Origin of the sequence: Viridibacillus arenosi, assembly GCF_001955655.1 — a bacterium.
Lineage (GTDB): Bacteria > Bacillota > Bacilli > Bacillales_A > Planococcaceae > Viridibacillus > Viridibacillus arenosi.
This window is the reverse complement of the sequence record NZ_MSPW01000006.1, coordinates 41,431-64,362: the sequence shown is the minus strand read 5'-3', so window position 1 is coordinate 64,362 and position 22,932 is coordinate 41,431. Positions and strand designations below refer to the sequence as shown.

16 protein-coding genes and 1 other annotated feature are annotated in these 22,932 nt (G+C 35.4%); of the genes, 5 read left to right on the top strand and 11 right to left on the bottom strand.

What is annotated here, in order from left to right; genetic code table 11:
• Nucleotides 1-296 precede the first annotated feature (296 nt).
• Nucleotides 297-530: a binding site (T-box leader), on the top strand.
• 80 nt (nucleotides 531-610) lie between these two features.
• Together BK137_RS12460 and serA are read left to right on the top strand one after the other, a co-directional pair.
• Entirely contained in the window at nucleotides 611-1,768 is a 1,158-nt protein-coding gene (locus BK137_RS12460) for a pyridoxal-phosphate-dependent aminotransferase family protein (protein ID WP_038189029.1), read from the top strand.
• Nucleotides 1,769-1,770: 2 nt separating this feature from the next.
• The gene (serA, locus tag BK137_RS12455) at nucleotides 1,771-3,357 is read left to right on the top strand and encodes a phosphoglycerate dehydrogenase (RefSeq protein WP_038189030.1); all 1,587 of its coding nucleotides are present in this window, start codon (nucleotides 1,771-1,773) and stop codon (nucleotides 3,355-3,357) included.
• Between the two features lie 305 nt (nucleotides 3,358-3,662).
• Here the strand turns inward: serA and BK137_RS12450 are convergent, their stop codons facing one another.
• The 4 genes from BK137_RS12450 to BK137_RS12435 form a co-directional block, all read right to left on the bottom strand.
• Nucleotides 3,663-4,451 carry an HAD family hydrolase gene (locus BK137_RS12450; protein ID WP_038189032.1) on the bottom strand — a complete coding sequence of 263 codons (789 nt, stop codon included), beginning with the start codon at nucleotides 4,449-4,451 and terminating at the stop codon, nucleotides 3,663-3,665.
• Nucleotides 4,452-4,619: 168 nt separating this feature from the next.
• Nucleotides 4,620-5,228, bottom strand: coding sequence for a hypothetical protein (locus BK137_RS12445; RefSeq protein WP_038189033.1), 609 nt, complete (start codon nucleotides 5,226-5,228; stop codon nucleotides 4,620-4,622).
• Nucleotides 5,229-5,448: 220 nt separating this feature from the next.
• Entirely contained in the window at nucleotides 5,449-6,276 is an 828-nt protein-coding gene (locus BK137_RS12440) for a DUF2785 domain-containing protein (RefSeq protein WP_051448810.1), read from the bottom strand.
• A 180-nt stretch (nucleotides 6,277-6,456) separates the two neighbouring features.
• Nucleotides 6,457-7,590 carry a glycerate kinase gene (locus BK137_RS12435; RefSeq protein WP_038189034.1) on the bottom strand — a complete coding sequence of 378 codons (1,134 nt, stop codon included), beginning with the start codon at nucleotides 7,588-7,590 and terminating at the stop codon, nucleotides 6,457-6,459.
• Between the two features lie 126 nt (nucleotides 7,591-7,716).
• On the opposite strand from BK137_RS12435, the gene BK137_RS12430 reads away from it, so the two are divergent.
• Complete coding sequence (locus tag BK137_RS12430) at nucleotides 7,717-8,796, top strand: CdaR family transcriptional regulator (RefSeq protein ID WP_038189035.1); 1,080 nt, start codon at nucleotides 7,717-7,719, stop codon at nucleotides 8,794-8,796.
• 43 nt (nucleotides 8,797-8,839) lie between these two features.
• Here the strand turns inward: BK137_RS12430 and BK137_RS12425 are convergent, their stop codons facing one another.
• A complete protein-coding gene (locus BK137_RS12425; protein ID WP_038189036.1) occupies nucleotides 8,840-10,354 on the bottom strand; it encodes a coproporphyrinogen III oxidase in 1,515 nt (504 codons plus the stop codon).
• A 410-nt stretch (nucleotides 10,355-10,764) separates the two neighbouring features.
• On the opposite strand from BK137_RS12425, the gene BK137_RS12420 reads away from it, so the two are divergent.
• Nucleotides 10,765-11,022 (top strand): protoglobin domain-containing protein, encoded by a 258-nt coding sequence (locus tag BK137_RS12420; protein WP_038189037.1) that lies wholly within the window; start codon nucleotides 10,765-10,767, stop codon nucleotides 11,020-11,022.
• A gap of 427 nt (nucleotides 11,023-11,449) precedes the next feature.
• Here the strand turns inward: BK137_RS12420 and BK137_RS12410 are convergent, their stop codons facing one another.
• The 6 genes from BK137_RS12410 to BK137_RS12385 form a co-directional block, all read right to left on the bottom strand.
• Entirely contained in the window at nucleotides 11,450-15,994 is a 4,545-nt protein-coding gene (locus BK137_RS12410) for an endonuclease (RefSeq protein WP_038189039.1), read from the bottom strand.
• A gap of 102 nt (nucleotides 15,995-16,096) precedes the next feature.
• Nucleotides 16,097-17,911, bottom strand: a complete 1,815-nt coding sequence (locus tag BK137_RS12405; RefSeq protein ID WP_051448811.1) for a bifunctional metallophosphatase/5'-nucleotidase — start codon at nucleotides 17,909-17,911, stop codon at nucleotides 16,097-16,099.
• An 839-nt stretch (nucleotides 17,912-18,750) separates the two neighbouring features.
• Entirely contained in the window at nucleotides 18,751-19,863 is a 1,113-nt protein-coding gene (locus BK137_RS12400) for a hypothetical protein (protein ID WP_038189040.1), read from the bottom strand.
• Between the two features lie 539 nt (nucleotides 19,864-20,402).
• A complete protein-coding gene (locus BK137_RS12395) occupies nucleotides 20,403-20,747 on the bottom strand; it encodes a YlbF family regulator (RefSeq protein WP_038189041.1) in 345 nt (114 codons plus the stop codon).
• A gap of 21 nt (nucleotides 20,748-20,768) precedes the next feature.
• A complete protein-coding gene (locus BK137_RS12390) occupies nucleotides 20,769-21,911 on the bottom strand; it encodes a DUF445 domain-containing protein (RefSeq protein WP_038189151.1) in 1,143 nt (380 codons plus the stop codon).
• A gap of 96 nt (nucleotides 21,912-22,007) precedes the next feature.
• The gene (locus BK137_RS12385) at nucleotides 22,008-22,397 is read right to left on the bottom strand and encodes a ferritin-like domain-containing protein (RefSeq protein ID WP_038189042.1); all 390 of its coding nucleotides are present in this window, start codon (nucleotides 22,395-22,397) and stop codon (nucleotides 22,008-22,010) included.
• Between the two features lie 70 nt (nucleotides 22,398-22,467).
• On the opposite strand from BK137_RS12385, the gene BK137_RS12380 reads away from it, so the two are divergent.
• Nucleotides 22,468-22,671, top strand: a complete 204-nt coding sequence (locus tag BK137_RS12380; RefSeq protein ID WP_038189043.1) for a YheE family protein — start codon at nucleotides 22,468-22,470, stop codon at nucleotides 22,669-22,671.
• The last annotated feature ends 261 nt before the right edge of the window (nucleotides 22,672-22,932 follow it).

The following is a 22,932-nucleotide window of genomic DNA, read 5'->3' as shown; positions in this document are numbered from 1 at the left end:
TCACTTTATTACACTACTATCATAAATCTTCTAGAATATGCATTCTGTAAAGATTTATAAAAAAATGACTTCGCCATATTAAAATGAATCCCCCACTATAATCAGTTCCAAAAACACAATTTCTCACATCAACATGTCCTCTCCAGTAACACGAACTTTTTCTTTATTATATTTATAATTTATTCGGTTTTAGGTTAATTTATACCTCGTTTAAATCGATTTTATATTAATTTTTCAAAACAATGTTGACATTACCCGAATATAGCATTAATATTGATTTAAATTTAAAACACAGAAAAAATATAATGACGGAGACATGCTTCCCGATTTTGAAATCTTTAGAGAGCTAATGGTTGGTGAAAATTAGCGGTTTCAGCGGCAGGTTCCACTCCCGAATAGATAGGTTGAACATTCCAAAGTATGCCTATACGAATCATGCACGTTACGCATATAGCAAAGACTGTCCTTTTAGAGTGGACAGTAACCCAAGGGTGGTACCGCGTCTGTTAATTTAGCCTTTCGCCCCTTACATAATCTTATGTAAGGGACGGAAGGCTTTTTATATTTTCAAATACTTTAATTGTTTTTCAAATAAGAGAGGAGATTTAACATGTTACAAGATTATCAATTATTAAGAATTCCAGGTCCAACTCCAATTCCACCAAGCGTAGAGCGCGCTATGGCACAGCCTATGATTGGTCACCGAGGTTCAGAAACATCTAAAATGATCCAAAACATTAAACCGGGTTTGAAAAAAGTATTCGGTACAGAACAAGATGTTCTTATGATTACAGGTAGCGGTACATCTGGTTTAGAAGCTGCAATCGTTAATGTTGTAAAACCTGGTGATAAAGTGTTAGTCGTAGCAACTGGTGTATTCGGTCAACGTTTCACAAAAATTTGCCAAGCATATCAAATTGATGTTGAAGAATTTGCAGTTGAATGGGGCACATCGTTAAATCCAACTGCAGTAAAAGATTACTTAAAAGAACACCAAGATATTACTGCTGTATTCTCTACTTATTGTGAAACATCAACAGGTGTTATCAACCCAGTTGACGAATTAGCAAAAGCAGTTCATGAAGTATCTGAAGCGCTAGTAATCGTTGATGGTGTATCTTGCATGGGCGGCATTGAAACAAAAATGGACGAATGGGGTATTGATGTTCTAGTAACCGGTTCACAAAAAGCATTTATGCTTCCTGCAGGCTTAAACTTTATCGGTGTGAGTGATCGCGCTTGGAAAGTCATCGAAGCTAACCCTAAAAAGGGCTTCTACTTAGACTTAACAAAATACCGCGACAACTTAGAAAAAGATACAACGCCGTTCACACCTGCTTTATCTTTACTATTTGGTCTTGAACAAGTACTTAAAAACCTTGAAGCTGAAGGATTTGAAGAAGTATATAAACGCCATGCATTAATGCGTGATATGACACGTGCAGCATTTAAAGCACTCGATATTCCATTATTTACAACAGATGCTGATGCTTCTCCAACAGTAACAGCAGTGAAACCAGTTGATTTTGATGCTGAAGCATTCCGTAAAGTACTAAAAACTGATTTCAATCTATCTGTAGCAGGCGGTCAACAACACTTAAAAGGGCAAATCTTCCGTGTTGGTCATATGGGCTACTGTGCACCAACAGATGTTCTACAAACATTGGCAGCAATCGAAATTGCACTTGTTAAAGTTGGTAAAGAGATTGAGCTTGGAAAAGGTATAGCAGCAGCACAAAAAGTTTATCTTGAAGGAGCGAACAACTAATTATGGCTATTAACATTTTAATCAGTGATTCACTAAGCGAAGATGGTATTTACCCTCTTCGCCAAGAAAGAAAATTAGATTTAAATATCGTTATTGATACTGGCTTAACTCCAGACGAGTTAAAAGTTAAAATTAAAGACTTCGATGTATTATTAGTTCGTAGCCAAACAAAGGTTACTCGTGACATCATAGAAGCTGCTGATAATTTAAAATTAATCGGCCGTGCTGGTGTTGGCGTAGATAACATCGACCTTGATGCTGCTACAGAAAAGGGAATAATCGTAGTAAATGCACCAGATGGTAATACTAACTCTGCTGCTGAACATACAACTGCAATGATTATGGCTCTTGCTCGTCATATCCCACATGCACATATGTCATTACAAGAGGGTCGCTGGGATCGAAAAAAATTCGTAGGCGTTGAATTAAAAAATAAAACATTAGGTGTTATCGGTTTCGGACGTATCGGGCAAGAAGTGGCGCACCGTGCAAAAGGTAATCGCATGGATGTTATTGCTTACGACCCATTCTTAACTGCTGAAAAAGCTGAAAAACTAGGAGTAGACTTCGGTTCAGTTGAAGATGTAGTTAAAGTAGCTGACTTTATCACAGTCCATACACCCCTATTAAAAGAAACAAAACATATGATCAACAAAGAAATCTTTTCATTAATGAAAGACGGCGTTCGTATCATCAACTGTGCTCGTGGTGGAATCATTGATGAAATAGCCCTCTATGATGCAATCGTTGAAGGTAAAGTAGCTGGTTCTGCTCTTGACGTAATGGAGGAAGAACCATTTGTAGGAAACCGCCTGTTAAAATTACCACAAGTCATTGCAACACCACACTTAGGCGCATCGACTATTGAAGCACAAGAATCAGTTGCAGTTGACGTAAGTCATGATATCTTAAGCTACTTCAACATTGGTACAGTTCGTAATCCAGTAAACATGCCTTCTATTCCTAAAGACATTATTGCAAAAATCGAGCCTTTCTTCGATCTTGGTGAAAAATTAGGTGCTTTCGTGTCTCGCCTATCAGATGCGGCAGTTGAAGAGATCAATCTATACTACGCTGGTGAGTTAGCTAACTTCGACGTTCGTCCATTAACAAATAATACTATTAAAGGATTATTAAAACGTAATTTAGGTAACCACGTAAATAACGTAAATGCTCGTTACTTAGCGGAACGTAACACAATTAAAATTAACGAACATAAAACTACTACAGCAAAGGGCTTCTTAAACTCAATCGCTGTGGAATTAGTTACTGCTACTGAAACGCATAAAGTAACAGGAACTCTATTAAACGGCCTTGGTGCTCGTATAGTAAAAGTAGATGATTATGTAATCGATGTAGTACCAGAAGGCCACTTACTATTTATCAAACATACTGATAAACCAGGTGCCATTGGCCGTGTTGGAACACTGTTAGCAGAAAAAAATATCAACATCGCAACAATGCAAGTTGGTCGTTCAAACCAAGGTGGAGATGCCATCATGATGTTATCAGTAGATAATCACATCGAAAACGTAGACTTCCTAAAAGCACAAGAAAACATCTTTGACGCAAAAACTATTGATTTATAATAAATGCTGAAGACGCTCGTCTAGCTGCGAGGTCGTTGGAAGACGGAAGCCAAAGTCGCTCTTTGACTTTGTGCGCCCAACTGAAACGATCCGAGAGTCTAGCGGCTGCAACTGAACTTCTTACTTTAAAGAAATCCACATTTAAAACATAGATACACTTGTTCCTATATCTTATTTAATCACTTCACATGTAACTCAAAAACAACCCGACCCTTTAAAGGATCAGGTTGTTTTTTTACTTGTTTATTTAAAAAGAACTTCAAAAAAGCTGTCTAATATAAAATATAGACAGCTTTTTTGAAGTATTAGATTGTTTTAATTAGAGGTATTAATTCACGTAATGATTTAATCTCATAGTTTGGTGTAACGCCTTCGATTGGTGTTTTTTCTTCACGATTAATCCAAGCTGAACGCATATTAACACGCGATGAGCCTAAAATGTCGGTCATCAAATTATCACCAACCATAATAGCTTCATCCGCTTGAATGTTAGCAACTTTTAAGACATGTTCAAAAATAGAAGCATCCGGTTTGCCACGACCAAAATCACCAGAAATAACAATATGATCAAAGTAAGGAGCGATTTCAGGTGTGATTTCCAATTTTGTGTGCTGTAAACTAGGTGAACCGTTTGTTAATAAAATTAATTTAAAGTTCCCTTTTAATGTATCCAGTACTTCAAATGTTTCTTCATAAACATAAGGACTTTGCTTACGCGCATCGATAAAATAATCCCCTAATTCTGCACCAAGTTCCTCATTATCTATACCTAATTTAGCTAAACCTATTGTCCAAGAATCTTTACGATAAGTTGGAACTACTCTTTTTAATTGTTGAAATTCATCTGTTGGATCATCAAATGTCCCCCAAAGACCTTCAAATGGGTTAATGCCAATCATTTGTGTATATTCATATGTAGGATAAGATGCATAGAAATTACGTGCGGCTTCTCTCACTGTTTCTTCAAGCTCAAAAGGATTTACTGTCACTTGATCTGCTGCCTTTTTACAAGTAAGTTCAAATGCAGTCGCAATACTTTTCTTATCCCAAAGTAAAGTATCATCTAAATCAAATATTACCGTTCGAATCGTCAAAATAATCGTCTCCCTTTTCACAAAAAAAGTTTATGTATTATTACTATCCTAGCATATTTCAAACTACATCCAATGAGAATTCTTCAAAATAAGTCGACATTTCCATCTCAATAATACAAAAAGATCATTAGCTTGAAATTCTTTGCTAATGACCTATTATAAAGGGTTTCAATTTTCTTCACCGATATCATCTAATGCATCTGGATAAATTGTTTCATTAAATATTTTACCATTTTTAGCATCTTTCATTTTGACAGTAACCTTCAAATCTTCCTCGGCTGTTCCGTCAAAGACTTGATAGAACATACTCGCAATCCCTAAAGAGAATACCGCAAAACCATCGAAGCTATTTTCAAACTCTTTTTTATCTACTGTTACTATATACTCAGAGAAATTACTGTTATAGCTAATTTTAAGAACTGAAGGTATTTCCGAATCTTCTTCAATTTCTTTTACATTTGAAGCTGTATTCTCCTTCATTTCCTTCATCAAAGTATCGTGCTGCTCATGTGACATAATGTAGGTCACAGAACCATCACCGTTCTTTTCAACTTTTATATATTTGTTTTTTTCCTTTGCATCTGCAATAATTGCATCTATATCTTCACCTTCATAAAATGAAGCTGGGACTTTTATTTCGATATTCATTAAGTCTCGATTTACTGCAACGTCACTTTTATCTTGCTGTTTATTCTCTGCTATCTCACCAGATGAGCAGCCTGAAATCACTAATGTACTAGCGATTATTCCGCCTGCTAGTAAAACTTTGAAATCCATAACTCCCTACCTTCCGAACATATATTTCTCAATAATTGTACCATATTACAGGTAGGCATTTTAGGTTAATTATATTAATTTTGATAGTATTCGCTTACTTATGGGCATTTTATCTCACATAAGAAAAATGTTCATGTAAGGTAGTAGCTTTCTGTTCAAACCATTTATGCAGTTATTATTCTACTTAAAATACAATACAAACTACTACATGAAAAATTACTCAACTAATTTCTGTCAAACAGCGTTCAATCTTTCTTTCGATAAAAGCATACTTTTTATCTGTAGACGCTATATAATAGAAGCTTTTTAAAAACATCTTGCAATTGGCTTGTAGAATAACAAACTTTTTAGTAGATGCTTTCTCTTTTTGTTTGGCTAAAAAAGGAGGAATCCTCTCAAAAAATCCTTTTGCTATATCAATAGATAATCCATTTTCAAGCATCGTAAGTATGGGCATGATTACTCGCTCATCCTCACTCGAAAGATACACTGCTTTTGAAGTAAAAATTTTATTCACTAATGACTGAAAGATTTCATCATAATCTGCTACTTTTAATTTTGGGTTCTTTACTAATTCATCAACTGCATATGCAGTATTTACAACACTATGAGCCCACCCCTTATCTGTAACATAGCCCCTTATATCTTCTTCCAAATCTAAATATGTAACTAACTTGTCCTTCACTTTTCCAATCATTTCTTCTGTCAAAAATGGATGCTGTAAATCTTGATTTAATAGTAAAGCAATTAATAATGCTGTGTAGGAGCGTTTAAATACACTATCCACACCATTTCCACCAATTTCATCAAATAAATAAATGTCACTTAGAGCAGTATTAAGCATATCTATCATTAGCTCGTTTGATAAATGCCTGTTATGAATTAGTCTCCAAAATACTTGATAAATTAAGTCATCACGAAGTTCTACATCTATTGACCCAATATGCTCCATCATCGAAAACACATAACGATGCTCAGCCACTTCTGCCCAACTCTTCTGACCACTTTGCAACTCTAATAGTAGACTCTTTACTTCTTCCTCATTCATAGCTACACCACCTTTAGTGATAATTCTCTTTCATTAACATATTCACTGGCGGCGCTATTCATGATTAATCTTTTTTATTCCAATATCTATATACCATTAAATTTTATAAGCCAGAAAATAATCTTAAGTAAGATAAAGAGAATACCTAAAAAAATTACTAGAAATAATCTGTATTACACCCTATATTTCTTTTATGATTTGTTGCACCGTTTCAAACGTCCTCCTTCTTAAATGAATCGCTGCATTTTGAATTGATTCTTGCTGTGTAACTGTTTCATTTGCTACGCTTCCGATTGCTAAGAAATGTTCAGATAGCTGTGCGCGACTATCCTCATCAACATAACCCGAAATTAAGGCAACTGGTATTTGCAATTTTTTTGCTGCATTTGCGATGCCGATGGGTGCTTTCCCCGAAAGTGTTTGAGAATCTGATTTTCCCTCTCCAGTTATAATCAATGATGCTCCTAAAGTTTCACCATGAAAATCAATTGCTTTCATAACGACTTCAATCCCTGGTTTTAATACTACTGAAAAAAATGCTAAAAACGCTCCACCTAGTCCGCCTGCAGCGCCTGCACCGGGTTCATCATGCAGTGCAACACCTGTCATAGCTTCGATTTTATTTGCTAATATCGTTAAATTATGATCAATTCGTTGCACCATTTCTGGTGTTACCCCTTTTTGTGGTCCAAAAATAGTAGTCGCCCCATTTGTCCCAACAAATGGATTATCAACGTCACATGCGATAACAAACTCAGATACTTTTATGCGTTCATCGAAAGAGGAATTATCAATTTTATGTAGCGTACTAAGTGCTTCTGGACCAAGTTCTAATTCCTTTCCTTCAACATCTAAAAACCTCATACCAAGTGCATTAAGCATACCAGTACCGCCATCGTTAGTAGCACTTCCCCCAATACCAATAATGAATTTACGGAACCCAGCATTTAATGCATGACGGATTAACTGTCCAGTTCCATAAGTTGAAGCGATAAGTGGATTTCTTTCGTCATTCGTCAAAAGTGTTAAACCAGACGCCTTTGCCATTTCAATGACACAAGTCACTCCATCCCCTAAAATGCCGTATTCAGCTTCAACAAGTCGACCTATTGGATCTTGTACCTTTACACTAATAATTTGGCCATTTGTAGCTTCCACTAGTGGCTCTAGTGTTCCCTCCCCCCCATCTGCTACAGGTAATAGTACAGTTTCAATTTCTGGATCTATTTCATGAATAGCAGCTACCATTGCTTTTGCGGCATCGATAGCTGTAAGTGAACCCTTAAAAGAGTCAGGACTAACAACGATTTTCACAACAATCCCCCCTAAAATAAAACGCTTACAATAATTATAGTGATAAATTTAGTATTTTACATTATACTTAACGTATAAATTCCCTGTATTATAACAACTAGTTTTTATACACTTCGGAGGAAAATTATGATCTCAAAACAATTAGCAAACCAAATAGTAGAACAGACCATGCTACGTTTGCACCGTAATATAAACGTTGTACATACAAATGGTAGAATTTTGGCTTCAGGAGATCGGTTACGTGTAGAAAGTATACATGGAGGGGCTAGAATTGTTGCGGAAACAGAAAAAACGCTCATTATTACAGAGGAAAACGCTCATCTTTTTCAAAATGCAAAGCCTGGTATTAACTTACCCATCTTCTTTCAAAATGAGCTTGTAGGTGTAATTGGTATTACTGGTAATCCAGATGATATTGCAGAATGGGCCCCGCTTGTTCAGTTAACAACTGAAATGATGGTGCACCAAGCACTTATAGCCTCACAAAGCGAATGGAAACGTAAATTGCGTGAAACTATTTTCGAAGATTTGATGACTCAACAGCCTTTGCAAAAAGTAATGAAAGAACGTTTATCTAAAATTGGCTTCTTTCATGCACCGCCCTTTTATGGAATTACATTGGACATCGAACCAAAACTAACAGCATACCAATCTTTTGTCGAACATATGGAGGATTTTTTCATCCATGAATCTGTCATCTTTGGTAGATATCAATTAAATGAGCATTTCATTTTATTATCTGGTATGGATGCTAAAGCGATTGTAGACAAACTAACGCTGTTGTTAACTCAAGTAAAAAAATATTTCATTGTTAAAATGGGCATCGGTCAACCAGTTCAAACATTAGAAAAAGTATTTAACTCTTATGAAACAGCAAGAAACGCCATTGAGTACGGTGACAAAACAAAAACGATCAACTTTTTTGAAGAAGTTGAAGTTTTTTCTTTGCTAAAAAAAAGTGATTCTCAGGAAGCTTTCCTCTTCACGAATCGTACATTAAAAGATTTAAATAATAAACTTATACATACGTTGGTTGTCTATTTTTCACATAATCAACAACTCACAGTTTGTTCTGAAGAATTAGGTATTCACCGACATACACTGACATATCGCTTAAATCAAATCCATGAAATAACCGGTTATAATCCTGCCATATTCCAAGAGGCAATCATTCTTCAAATCGCCCTTTGGTTAAGAAATAAATAAAAATAGGTGAACATCACTTGATTAGAGATGTTCACCTATTTTTTTATATTAATTTAGGTTCTTCTTTATATAGTTCATCAAGAATTTCTAGCTTTTTATCAATAGCATCTTCAAATGTCATAATATAAGCTGCAGGATCTTTAGGATTATGGAATTGTGTAATCTTCCCTGTTTCTGCATTAACGAATTTACTTGAAGCTCCACAACCAAGTCCTATAATCGTTTGAACTTCTTCCATAATCACGATATTATATATACTTTCTTCACCTTTTTTAGAATATCCAACGTTTTCAAGATTCCCTAAAATATTTTTTTGACGATATAAGTAATACGGCTCGTAGTTATTATCTGTAGTCCATTCATGAGCACGATGCATCATTTTCTCAGCTGTTTCACGGTCCGCAACTTTATATTTCTGTTTGTTATGTGTCATTTCTGAAGCACGTTTAAATGATAATGTATGAACAGTTAGTGATTCCGGTTGCATTTTTTCTGTTTCAACTAGTGAATTCTCAAATTCTTCTAGACCTTCATTTGGTAAGCCTATAATTAAATCCATATTAATATTATTCATTCCCATATTACGAGAAAGCCAGAACTTATCAATAGTCTCCTGAACTGTATGGTGACGTCCAATCGCCTTTAACGTTTCATCTGTGTAGGATTGTGGATTGACACTAATACGGTCAATTCCCCATTTTTTCAAGACTTCTAATTTTGCAGGCGTAATTGTATCTGGCCGTCCTGCCTCCACGGTCACTTCACGAATTGATTCAGCGTGTGGAAATGAATCATACATCGTTTGATATAATGCATCCATCTCATCAGCTTCTATAGATGTTGGTGTTCCTCCACCCCAATAAATAGATGTAATTTTCATATCACGTTCCTTTAACCATTTCCCCATTTCACGAATCTCAATATGAAGCCCATCTAAGAACGACTCTACTCGGCCATTTTTACGATGGATAGCATACGCAGGGAATGTACAGTAAGCACATTTTGTAGGACAAAATGGAATACCAATATAAATACTCACTTCATTACCTATTGTATCTAAATCTGGAATAGTCGTGAGCTGACGATCTACTATTTTTTTCATTAGAGTTATTTTTTCATCTGATAGTCTAAATTCTTCTTTTAACTTAGTATGAATTTCTAAATCAGTTAATCCACTTTTTCTAAATTTATGATACAGCTTTGTAGGACGTATACCCGTTAAGATACCCCATTTCTGGTGAATACCCGTCAGTTTTTCAAGTGTGTCTAAAAGTACATGAGATAATGCTCTCTTCAGTCGAATGTTTTGTTCCTTTTCATTAGCTTCATCAGCGTACTCTTGAACAAATTTACTTATATACGTTTCACCATCTGAATGTAATTCAGCGGTTGTTGTTACTGTATGATTGGCGTCTATATGCCATTCAAAATAAACATTTAAATCAGTGTCTTTATCCGTTTTCGAAACTTTCGAATCCTCAAAAAACAAATTTGTAATATGATTGAAGACTCGCACCCAATCCTGAGGGTAATTTCCATTAATTCCAAGGACTTTCATATCAACTATTCACTTCTTTCGTTTTTACTTTCATATACAATGGAAAAACTTTATACCATTCTTATTACAATGTTAAAGGAGCGAGTAAATTGTCTTTTCTCACAAGAAAGTCAAAGCCTATAAATACATCTCTAGAAATATTAGTTTTTCAAGAACTTTATAACATCGTTATATCTAATTCGCTCAACCGATCCATTTATATACAGATGGATATGATTCAGCTAACTAATAGCTACTTTACGCATTATGAAACCTACTCTAGTCAAAAACATTGAATCCATTGTAGCAAAGTTTTATGAAAATCTCGAAAAAGAAAATTCATTAGGTAAAAATATTAATCAAAAATAATCAAAACAGTTCCATTAGCAGTTTAAGAACTGCTTTGAAGGGACATATTTCATCAATGTTCAATGGACACATTGATGAAGATTTTTGATAAAACGTTAATAATTGCTTTTGTCCATGCAAAAGTTGGGCTCGAACCTAAGTGGTATAAGAGTGCTTTCCAAGATTTACTCAATGGCTTTTTCTCAATTGTACAACAGACTCATTTTAATCATGAGGAACAACTCAAAATTATTAATGCTATAGGCAAAATTATTAACTTTGAACAACAAATTGTATTAGAAGCCTATGAAAAGCACCATCAAGAAGCACTAAAAAAATGACTTCACAAAAATTACAGCATCTTGTTGATGAATCTTGTACTCAAGTTTTAGCAACAGATTCATCCTTCGAGAAAATTGTTGGACTTATGAATACTATAAAATTTCTGAATAACGAATTATTTATAGGCGTGCGAGATATAAACGGAAACCTAAATTCTATTCAGAAGAATTCTGAACGCATCCATAACGCGACTAAAAATTTAACTGCTATGTAAAATTGAAACCATGTACTGACAATTGTCAGTACATGGTTTTAGTTATATATATTTTCCCCTTTAAGAGATACATCTAAAACTGCAAATCGAAGAAAAATTATTTCTGAATAATGCAGAAATCAACTTCCACAAGATAATTTATGTTTTATTAATATCCATAAAGAAATATACACAAATGTCTATATAACGGTTATTTTACTGACCTGTAGTACTTAAGATGCTAAGTTGACTGTGCTTATTTTGCTGTTGCTTTGTGTTCCCCAAATGAGCTTTACCCATTCAGGATGATCAATGAATGGATTACGGTTGCCTTGCCATTCTTGAATGACATTATTTCGGTTCATTTCAAACTCATCAACTGGATCTTGTAAATGCCATTGTAACAATACAGAAAGCTTGCCATGATATGGGGCAGTTCCATTATTCAATTTTTCATTTAATTCGAGATCTACTTTATCACCTTGTTCATAGCGTGTTGCCATATATAATAGTATTCTGGCAACGTCACCTTTTACTCTATTAGGTGGTTCGAATGAATTAGAAGTCTTAAAACAACCATTACACCCTGCAACTGGACTACCGCCGTTATCAAAATCTAGATTACCTCGGCTACTGTTAACTTTAACGTCAGTTGGACGTAAATGGTGGATATCTGTACCGGGACCTTTAGTTGTACCAAAGTTTCCATGTGATTTTGCCCATGTATGTTCTCGGTTCCAGTCACCAACATTTCCTCCGTTACGGGTTTTAGAGCGTGATTCTCCTGAATAAAACAAAATCACATTATTTGAGTTATTTGGATCTTCATCTGTTTCTCTTAACGCTTCCCATGCTTGGTCGTAAGTCAATTGTTTATGCTCATCTATAATGTCATGTAATGCTGTTTTTAAAGCTTGACCAGTTTTCCCCATTGCGTCTTTATAATAATCGTCAGTTGGAACATCGGCTGCAGTAACTGTTACTGAGAAATTGGTTGTTACTTCTTTTTTACCATCAGTAGCTGTAACACCAATAATATAGCTTCCTTCTTCAAGTGAAAGTGTCAACGTGGCAGTCGCTTGATTGACAGTACCTTTTGTTGCAGTGAATGTTAGTTTGTCACCATCAGGATCAGAGAAGTGGTCTGTAAGTAACACCGACACAATTTCCCCAGTCTTTAACGTTTTGTTTGGAATTTTACTCGTTACAACTGGTGCTTTATTTTCAGAAGGGAAAGAAGGAACCTCAATGGGTTCCCCTTTTGTATTTGTAAATTTAATTTGTTCTGCTTTGGCACCGTTAATAAACTCAATGCTTTGAATATTTTCTGCACCTCTTATTTCGCTAACGTTTTGTCCATCAATAATTATCTCTTTCATTTCTGTACCTTTTAAATCTATTATAGTCCCTTCTTTGTTAGGGGCTATTATGACTTTTGTTGTTTTGAATCCAGCACCATTCAGTTCTGCATAATTACTTTTTAATAAGACACCTTCTGTGATGATAGATGCCCCATCTAAATTTACGGCAACACTTGGTTTCGTAATAGTCAATTTCTTTGTTTTAAAATTAACCAAATCATACGTTTTTTCTGGTTTCACTGGTTCAACTTCTGATTCTTCATCGAAATCTACTTGTACCAAAACAGGGTCATGATCACTTGCCCGACCAGCCATATCTGTAAAATCAGCATTGATATGAAGGATATCAATTGCGGTTTTGCTTGCTAAGTTGTTAGAAACTAGAATATGATCTAACACTTGGGAATTCCCTTGGTAAAGATATGTGTAACGATCGGATTCTTCTACTTTATTAATCATATTGGTCATATTCTTACCTTCATGAATTTTTAGAGATTCAGTAAATTGGTAATCATTGAAATCCCCAAGAGAAATAATATTTTCTTTTGGATTTTTTGCCTTAATATCATTTATAAAATTTGAAACAATTTGTGCAATTTTTTTACGTTGAATTTCACTTTTATAAACAGGTGGTTGAATAGAACCAAATAATGGTGTGTCACCTGATTTAGAATTCCAATGGTTTGCAATGACCACTACATTCTCACCTTGGAAATTAAATTGTGCTGCTAATGGTTTACGACTACTATTAAATGCCTCATTTGTTGGATCAATTCGACCTGGATTCAACGTAAGCTTTCCATTTTCATAACCTACTGCAGTCGCTGCATCCCCTTGTGGATTCCCCTGAGTTAATGTCACACGACTTGGATTATATAAGAATCCGACACGTATATTAGCATTTGGCGCTCCACCATCTTGATTGTTTACTGGGTCAATGTTTACATATTTATATTCCACACCACTTGCAGCTTTTATAGCTGTAATCAATCTTGCATAACTTTGATCTGCCTTGCTATCTCCTGCAGTTTCACCATTATTATCTTGTACTTCAGTCACACCAACGATATCAGGGCTCTGCATATCAATACCAATTGCTCTAGCTAATTTACTAGCTTTGCTATCAGAAGTTGATGTCTTATTATTAGAGAAGTTTTCCAAGTTATAGGAAGCAACCGTTAACTTGTCATCTGCTTTGACAATCGTTGTTTTTTCAGGTGTTGCATTTCCTTTTTTATGTGCTGCTTTCATTTCCTCTAAAGAAGCATAAATTTTAAAGTTTTGATATGAATAACCAACTATACCCGTAATCGGACCATTAAATCGATCTCCTGTCGCTACTTCAAAATCACGTGCAGTTCCATTTGGCTCTAAACGGAATTGGATACGATTTGGATTTTGGTTCTTTTCCTCAAATAAAACTCCGCCGTGAAGTGAATTTGTTTTTGCACTTTCAAGAACCGTCACCAAGTCACCATTATCTTGTGGAGCTACAGCTTTCACGTTTCCGATTTGTACACGCATACCCTCAATACTTTCCCAGAAGTCAATTGCATCTACTGTTGGATTAAAAACGGATAAATTATCACTATCGATTGCTTTTAATGACATCTTATCCTCATCAATAGTGATTGGCGCTGGCAGCTTAATACCGCTTTTAATGACTGTAACCTTTCCACCCTGATCATCACGAACATTTATTTGAGTTGTTTTCAAGTCTGTATCTTGACGATCACTATATCCATCGTATGCATATTCACTTACTTTTCCTGTAACAGATACTAAATCACCCACTTTGATCGGCCAAGCTTTGTTACCGCTATAAAGTAAAATAGCTTCTGATGTATTCGGATTGTTATCCGCCATATCATCTGGCGTTTGGATCGAATAATAATTTGCAGTGCCTAGCTTAAATGAATAAGTTACAACACCTTCAATACCCTCCACAATTTGATTATTAAATGGAGTAACATGTTTATCTCCTTGAATATCATGAATTTCAAACCGATCTGCGATTGTATAATTGAAAGTCGACACTTCACTTAATTTACCATCTTGATCTTTCACAATGGCTTTAAGTGTTGTAGTTTTAGTAATTTGGATTGGCTTTTCATATTTGGTACTAGTAATAGTTGGATCAGTACCATCTAGCGTGTAATACATCTCTGCATTTGCACTAGTTGTAGATAAAGTGACAGCTGTATCTTTAACATATGTCCCACTTCCTGGAGTAGCGACAGCAGGCGCTAATGTTGTACTATCAACAACGATATCTGTTGTAGAACGCGGGATAATTTGGTAGTCATTATCGAATTGTTGAACAATCCCTGTAATAGACTCATATTTCGTATTGGCTGTTAAACCTAGAGCATTCGTTTCGTCCCGTACGATGAATTCTGTTCCATCATTCCCAGTAAAGTTTGCCCAACTACCTCCATCTTGTACTGTGGTAAGTGAAACGTTCTTCACTGTCACAAGTTGTGATTCGTTTTCTTCCTTAACATCTGCACCTGTAATTACTTTTGGTTGAGGTTCTCCTACATTTTCCTTATTTTCTACAATGGTTGCTCCATCTAATTGAAGCAATCCACGATAATCTGCTAATTTACCTGTTAATGTAACTTCATCTCCAACCACTGCATTTAAACTTACCGGACGAACTGCAATACCACCAGTCGCATCTTGAACTGAAATAGTATTCTTTAACTTTGCAGCGACGATACCTTTAATCATTACAGTTTCTCCCATTGCTTTAGCATGTGCATCAGCAATTGAAATGACTGTATTTTCCCCTGGATTTCCTGGTTCTCCAGGCTCTACTGGAGTATCCCCCATTGTATGAGAGCCTAAATACTCAGTTGTATCAATTGGATAAGTTGACCACTCTGCATCTCTATTAAAGGTATCATTGATAATCTTGTCCCCAGTCGTTACGGAGCTCTTCCGTACAAGTGTCATGTTCTCTCCAAATTTAATTTGTGAACCAACTTGTCCGATCGAATCAACGATTTCACTAGATTTTTTTAAAACAATTGGATCATCACCATTAAAATTAACAACAGAAGAGTTTTCAAGATCCCCATTACTCTTTATAGCCGTATTTGCATCTTTATGATATACAACATACGTATCGTTATTTTCCAAAGTTCCTACCAATTCCACTTTTTGAGCTGCCGCCGCAGCTCCATTAATATGAAGCTCTAACGTATAGTCATTTAAATTAACTGTAGCACCGGTACCATTGTAAATTTCAACTGCTTTGTTAAAACCACTTCCTTCAATATACTCAGAAATAATTAAATCCGTCGAAGTAGTTGCAGCTTTTACAGGTGTTGACAGTGAAGGCAATATGAAACTTGTCACTAAACTTACCGACAACAAAGCATTAAATGTCTTTTTCCAGTTCCCTTTACTCATAGAGTCAGTCTCCTTCTACACTTATAGAGTTTATTTGTAGCGCTAACATGTATTAAATGGGGGAAGCCAAATCGTTCACTTACTGACGATTTCGTTAAAAAATCATATGTTTGTTTCACCAGTTACTTCGATATTTTCAAAACTATTATCACTATCCCCTTTAACAGCGGATAAATCTAAGTTACCTTCCACTTTAATATTAGAAATGATAATATCTTCAGATACTGTGCCAGTGATGATTAAGTTTCCTTTAATTATCGCATTGGATATAGAAGCAACATCTGTAATATCAACGATCACATTCCCATTGTAAACTTTTGGAGATTCAGTAGTACCAGAGAATTCCGCACCTGGTATTCTAATATCTGGATCTTCACCCTTTTTCACGTCTACAATACGTCCTTCTAGTGTAGGTTTGATTTTTTTAAGAGACGCTAAATGTTCCGCTAAATTTTCCCAATCCGAAAGTCCCAAGTCTGTTACACGACCTTCTTCATAGGCTTTTTTAAAGACATCATACTTATCTCCACCCTTTGCAGTGAAGGCATTTGTTGCTACTGTATAACTCTCTTGGTCTTTTATATCCACGTAAGTTTCATTTGTATCTTTGTACTTGATCGATACAACTCGTTCGCCCACTGGTTTTAATGAATCAAATTCAACTTTTGCACCAGATACGTGAAGGAAGCCTCCACTTTCTTTTGGAGATTCCTTAAAGCTTATTTCAAATGCTTGCTTTAATTCAGCTCCTGTAAGCTTCATTGTTGCTAATGTGTTTCCAAATGGTAGTACTGTTATAACTTCTCCAACAGTGATCTCACCTGCATTAATGCCTGATCGAATACCTCCACCATTTTGTAGTGCCATAATGATATTATTATTTTTGGTTTGTGCTCTTGCCTTTGCTAACATACCATCTGTAATGATATTTCCAAGTGCTGTTTCACTATTACGGACACTTGGACCCGTGTCTGATGTTCTTGGGTTACTCAGTTCACTTAACGCTTCTGCTCCGATTGGTTTATTAGATACTTCTTTAATCTGATCAGAATATTTCTTAAGTATGTTAGCCGCTTCTACGTCGTCTGCAAGGCTGCTAAGTTTAATCAATTCTCCATTTGTTGTAATAACTTTACCTTTACTATCAAACTCAACATCAACATTGCCTAAATAATCACTATATTGATACGCCTGAACAATAACAGTTGGATCTTTTGTTTTATTGTTATTATCTTGATCTATAACGACTGGCTCATCTAACTGTGTATGACTATGCCCACCAACAATCACGTCAATGCCCTTAACTGTTGAAGCTAATGTTAAATCATTATCGATTTTCGCATTGTCATCATAACCGATATGTGTCAAAGCAATAATTTTATCGACGCCTTGCCCTTCAAACGCTTTAACTGCTTTTTCAGCCTCTTTAATATAATTTTCAAATACTATACTGCCAGGGCTTGAAATATCCTTAGTTTCTTCCGTTGTTAAACCAAAAATCCCTACTTTTTCGCCATTGATTTCTTTAATAATTCCATTATAAATTTTACCTTTTTCAGGCTTACTCGAGATTAGATCTGTAAACAGACCTTTAAAGCGATCATCTGCAGAAAAGTCTACATTGGCACTAATGAATGGGAAATTTGCACCTTTGATGAAATCAGCTAAAGCCTGATGCCCTTCTTTACTTGAGCCTAAGTCGAATTCATGATTACCAAAGGTCATTGCATCATAACGTAATAAATTCATGAATTCCAAATCTGCTTTTCCTTGGAATTCATTGAAATATAGCGTGCCACTAAAAACATCACCTGCATCTAGTAATAATGAATTTGGCTTTTTAGCTCTAACATTTTTGATGGCAGTTGTTCTTTTCGCTATATTATCTAAATGTGCATGTGTGTCGTTGGTATGCATTAATGATAAAGTAAAGTTTTCTTCGCTATTCCCGTCTTATACCACATCTTGTGGATTTCGTTTCGGGCCTACACCGTACAGGCGACTTTCATCGCATACGGCGTGCTATCAGTAGAATGATTGTCTTTTCACTTTTTTTCTACCTCATTAAATACTCATGAAAACTGAACATTCTGAATTATTTATTGAGGAGATTAGCAATTTAGAGAATACTCTGCTGACTGGGTTCCTTCGCTCCAGCTGGTTTTATCCTTTTCGTATGTTACCATACAAATCCAAACGGCCAGCAATCATCACTACTACGAACCCGCTGCCGTTCTTCTTGCTTCTTCAGTGCTGATTCACCTCGTCAAGAAGAACTTCAAACGTTCCGTTATATCCATCCCTTATTTTGACAGCCTTAGGTCTCCACTATTCAGTTGTGAGAATGGTTAGTTTAACAGTCAATTTTACTAACCCCCATTACATCATTTCATCTATAAGGATGAATGTTGAACTCCTAGCGTTTCGCAACATTCACTACCTCACACTGCCTACATGGATTCGTCTGCCTAACCATAGCTGTCTTTTAAAGAGCCCCGCCTCGTTTTTTTCGAGTACGACTTCACCTGACTTAACCCCTTCTGCTGATCAGCGCATCACTGGGTCCAGGAGGATTAGGCACTTGCTTCAAAAGACTGTTGTGCAAGAGTAGGAATTACACCTACCAATTGGAAAATAACAGTTAGAAACATTCATTATGAAGGTTTTTTCTTATTAAATATTCTATTCATGAATGATTATTTCTACTTATTTCACTAGATATTTCTCTAGCTTATAAAGTAACGTTTCGTTTAATTTTATTGAGGAGTTACTACTACATTTGGTAAAGTTGCTGTTACGGCATTTCCTATCGCTTTATCATTTTTGGGTGTCACTTGTACAGAGATTACTTTACCTACTTGATCTGTTGTCAGTTTAAATGTCGAAGTTGTTGCGCCAGTAATTGCTTTTCCATCTGCATACCACTGGAATGTTGTACCCTTTTCTACATCTTTATCTATATCTGTATAAGTATAAGTAACTTCTAATGTTACACCTACTTTTGCAGCTCCAACAATCTTGACACTTGATGCAGTTGGGGCATGATCACTTGTTCCGCCATTATTCCCTGATGACGATCCGTTACCTGGTGAACTTTCAACACCATTCTCAACCTGTATTGTTTTTCCGTCTGGGGTTGTAATAGTTCCAGACGCTAAGCCAGAGCCGTTGTACCATTTACCTCCATACTGTACGATGCCTACATTTAACGCTGCACTGTTATATAGTTTACTTTCAAATAGTGCTAAACCTTGATTTAATGCCGTGCCATTGTATAGTTTACCTTCAAAAAATATTAGACCTTGATTTAAGGCTGCACCACTATATAGTTTGTCTCCATATAGCTTTAGACCTTTGTTTAAAACTGCACCATCGTATAATTTATTTTTGTATAAATACTTTCCAGTGTTTATAACACCATTAACGTATAAATTTCCTGTATTTTTCCCTAGTCCAGTTAAAGCTTTTCCGTTCTCATACCATTTACCTTTATACCAATTACCCATTGCGAGCTTTCCATTAATATATAATTTACTAGTGTTTTTACCAAACCCCGTTAATGCTTTACCTTTTTCGTACCATTTGCCTTTATACCAACCAGTCCATTTAACACCTTTTTTGTAATAAACCCCTGATTTTAAACCTGTTAGTAACTTGCCATCTTTGTAAACCTTACCTTTGTAAGTCTTAATCCCTTTTACTATTTTGCTAGTTGATTTTGAAACTAGCTTCCCTTTGATAATTTTGTAGCTAGAAGACACTGCTGCCTCCGCACTGGTTATCGGAGCAATGACGGCGCTTGTTAATAAAGTTGCTCCTAACACTAATGATGTTAAAGGTTTTACAAATTTATAACTGTAATTCCTCACTATCCCACACCTCTCTATTTTTAGGGTTGTATTTGCCTAATAGAAAATCTATTAAGTTCAACCACTTCGATTATATGGTATGCCTCTCATAGATTCTATATTACCTCGGCAACATTTACATATTTTACAAAACCCATCCAACACGGCTATTTATTTTACAAATAATACATAATATAATACATTTGAATACTCTCACTATATTAATTGATTAAAAAATCATGCTAATTATAATCATTGCACCTAATAACTAAGTCTTTTTAAAATTGCAATTATATATTTTTTGGACACTATACATATGTAATTCCTTCAGCCTGAAACTAAATATTTAAGTACATTCATTGTCACATCTAAAAAGAGAAACCTATTAATATCTTGTTGTTTGTAGCTTTCTTAATAAATTGAAATTACTAAGTCAATTAAATTTACTTAAAAATAAAAAAAGGAGATACTACAATTCTTGTAGTATCTCCTTCTCAATTTTCTTTATTATTTTGCATGATCTAATGTATTGATGTATTCTTCACAAATTATATTTGTGATTAGATTTCAGCGTATAGTTCTTGAACTGGTTTAATTAGAATACGATTTACTTCTTCAATTAAACCACTTAGAGCCATTTCGGCTTGAAGCATTTTTTCTATCTTACTATTTTGTTGAGCAAGTTGAGCAGTTTTTCCAGCATAAGTTAATTCATCTTCTTGGATTTGTTCACCTTTTGCTTGTTTTTCTTGTAAATTCAATTGGACTTTACGGAAGTTTTGAAACAACGTCAGTGCCTCTGAATCGTTTTTCACTTCTTCAACAGCAGCTTTTAATGTGTCAAATTCTGCCGTTTGGCGGAATGTTGCTTCTAATTTGTTAATGTCATTATAAATATTAATCATTTTGATACCCTACTTTCAATTTTAATTAATCAGCGTCATAATAATCCCTTGAATAACACCAATAATACCACCAAGAACGAAACCTAATACTGTAATCATTTTAAATTCTTTTTTTGAAATGCCCAGTACTAAATCTTCAAGTACTTCAACAGGGAATGTATCTACTTGTTCACGTACTACTTCTTCTAAATTTAATCGTTTTAAGACATCTTCCAGTTTCGCTTCTGCTTGTACAAAAGCATTGTCAACTACCTGTGGTACAACATTTTGTTGCATCCACTCAGCACCATGTGCCCAATAATGTACAATTGGCTGGTCTAAACGATTTTCAATTCTCAATTCATTCTTCACATAGTTTTGAACCGCTTTTGTTGTCGAATTAAAATCTAAATCGCCAACTAGTTGAGTAACCGTTTGATCTTGTAATTTAACCCATTCATTCGTTAACATATTCGAAACGAGCACAAATGTGCCATCTGCATTAAGAAATTTTTTAATTTCTTTTTGAGCTTTGTTAACTATTGATGAAGAATCGCCTAAGAACATTTGAATCATACCACCAAGCGTTCCTTTTGTATCAAGGAAATCATCAATTAATCGTTTAATCGTTTGATTGCCTTCTTCTGATTCAAAATAAACATCGCCTTTATTTAAAATATAGCGAGCGATATCTGGAATTTTCGTATTCGCCTTATCTTGCCATCTTTCAGGTAAAAGCTCGCGAACCGTTTTTGTAGATAGGACATTTTGTACTTTATCTACTTGATCAATGATTAAAGCATCAACTTTTTCTTCAATCGCTAAGTGGATGTTTTCAACACCCGCTTGCTTCAGCCAGTCATTGATTGTTTTATCGTCTGTAAACAAAGTTGTTTCTATTTTTTCATTTAACCATTGTTCAATTTTCAATCGAATATCATTTGAAAAGAACTTTTTACGGAATGTCTCAGGTGTGAGTAAATAATTCACTACTGTTTTTCCTAGTTGTTTTGCTAAATCATCTCGGCGTTTTGGAATTAAACCTGGTGTAAATGGTACACGCCAAGAACCAATATAAATTGCTTTATAAGGTCTAAAGAGCATTTTAATCGCTAAATGATTCGTAAATCCACCAATAACTGCTCCAATGACAGCCATGAATAGTATTGTTACGAACACACCCATATTCTTCACCCATTTCTTCAAAAACTCTCCTACATTATAACAGACAGTCAAGTAGGTGAGAATTAATAGCTATTGAAGTTAGGGATTTCATTCAATTTATAGGGAATTGTAAATTGTTGAAAAGCGTATTGCATGTTCCATATCATCTTGCATAGCAATAAAGAATGGGTATTGCCCTTGTTGAAGTGGAGTATTTAAGAACATTTCTTTATATAAATCCGTCGCCTCAAGTTCTTCACCGATAGCCTCTTTCGCACAAGCCTTAAGATTTTTGCATGGTGGTCTTTTCGTTAAATTTTGTACATATTCTCCAGTCATCATATAATAAAGTTGTTGGAACATCTCATAATGACATTTCTCGTCTGTTATTGCATGCTCGATATAAGATTTCCATGTAGGATCCTTCGTCAGCCCAAGCATCGATTTGTACCAAAAATACATCTGATATTTATCTTGAATCGCTTTCTTTAGCTGTTCTTCAAACATACCGCCATCTCCTATACGCTTTTTCACACTATATGCGAACGGGACCGGCACTATGAAAAGGGGTATACATATGATTCAACATTTCAGTTTCAAACCTTTGTTCGAAAATACAAAATTACCAGGCTGGCAAATCGCCTTCTTCTACAAGCATCAACGATACGAAGGCGAATATAAAAAAGACGGCTCCATCATCTGGTCCGGGTCAATACCACCAAATGAAGAAACCGTAAAAAAAATGATCCATGAACTAATGCTTTATCATGTATATGACTAATTAAATGCTGAAGCGGCCCGTTTAATGGAAGATAGCCTAAGTTCGCCACGTCCTGTGGCAACGGCTACATAACCAACTTCCTGTTGGCCCCTGACAAGCACTGGAAGGCTCGAATCAAAAGCATCACTTTAACTTTTGACCGAGAGACTGAAGTGACCTCGAAGGGCTGGCCGCTGAAGCTGGATATCTAACTAAATGCTTCAGGCGCTCGTTCAGCTGCGAGGTCGTTGGAAGGCGGAAGCCAAAGTCGCTCTTTGACTT

What these genes read in the sequence shown, in the direction of transcription:
- BK137_RS12460 (WP_038189029.1), top strand. Translation starts at nt 611, where the DNA reads ATGTTACAAGATTATCAATTATTAAGAATTCCAGGTCCAACTCCAATT.
- serA (WP_038189030.1), top strand. Translation starts at nt 1,771, where the DNA reads ATGGCTATTAACATTTTAATCAGTGATTCACTAAGCGAAGATGGTATT.
- BK137_RS12445 (WP_038189033.1), bottom strand. Translation starts at nt 5,228, where the DNA reads ATGGATTTCAAAGTTTTACTAGCAGGCGGAATAATCGCTAGTACATTA.
- BK137_RS12440 (WP_051448810.1), bottom strand. Translation starts at nt 6,276, where the DNA reads ATGAATGAGGAAGAAGTAAAGAGTCTACTATTAGAGTTGCAAAGTGGT.
- BK137_RS12430 (WP_038189035.1), top strand. Translation starts at nt 7,717, where the DNA reads ATGATCTCAAAACAATTAGCAAACCAAATAGTAGAACAGACCATGCTA.
- BK137_RS12425 (WP_038189036.1), bottom strand. Translation starts at nt 10,354, where the DNA reads ATGAAAGTCCTTGGAATTAATGGAAATTACCCTCAGGATTGGGTGCGA.
- BK137_RS12420 (WP_038189037.1), top strand. Translation starts at nt 10,765, where the DNA reads ATGGACACATTGATGAAGATTTTTGATAAAACGTTAATAATTGCTTTT.
- BK137_RS12410 (WP_038189039.1), bottom strand. Translation starts at nt 15,994, where the DNA reads ATGAGTAAAGGGAACTGGAAAAAGACATTTAATGCTTTGTTGTCGGTA.
- BK137_RS12405 (WP_051448811.1), bottom strand. Translation starts at nt 17,911, where the DNA reads ATGCATACCAACGACACACATGCACATTTAGATAATATAGCGAAAAGA.
- BK137_RS12395 (WP_038189041.1), bottom strand. Translation starts at nt 20,747, where the DNA reads ATGATTAATATTTATAATGACATTAACAAATTAGAAGCAACATTCCGC.
- BK137_RS12390 (WP_038189151.1), bottom strand. Translation starts at nt 21,911, where the DNA reads ATGGGTGTGTTCGTAACAATACTATTCATGGCTGTCATTGGAGCAGTT.
- BK137_RS12385 (WP_038189042.1), bottom strand. Translation starts at nt 22,397, where the DNA reads ATGTTTGAAGAACAGCTAAAGAAAGCGATTCAAGATAAATATCAGATG.
- BK137_RS12380 (WP_038189043.1), top strand. Translation starts at nt 22,468, where the DNA reads ATGATTCAACATTTCAGTTTCAAACCTTTGTTCGAAAATACAAAATTA.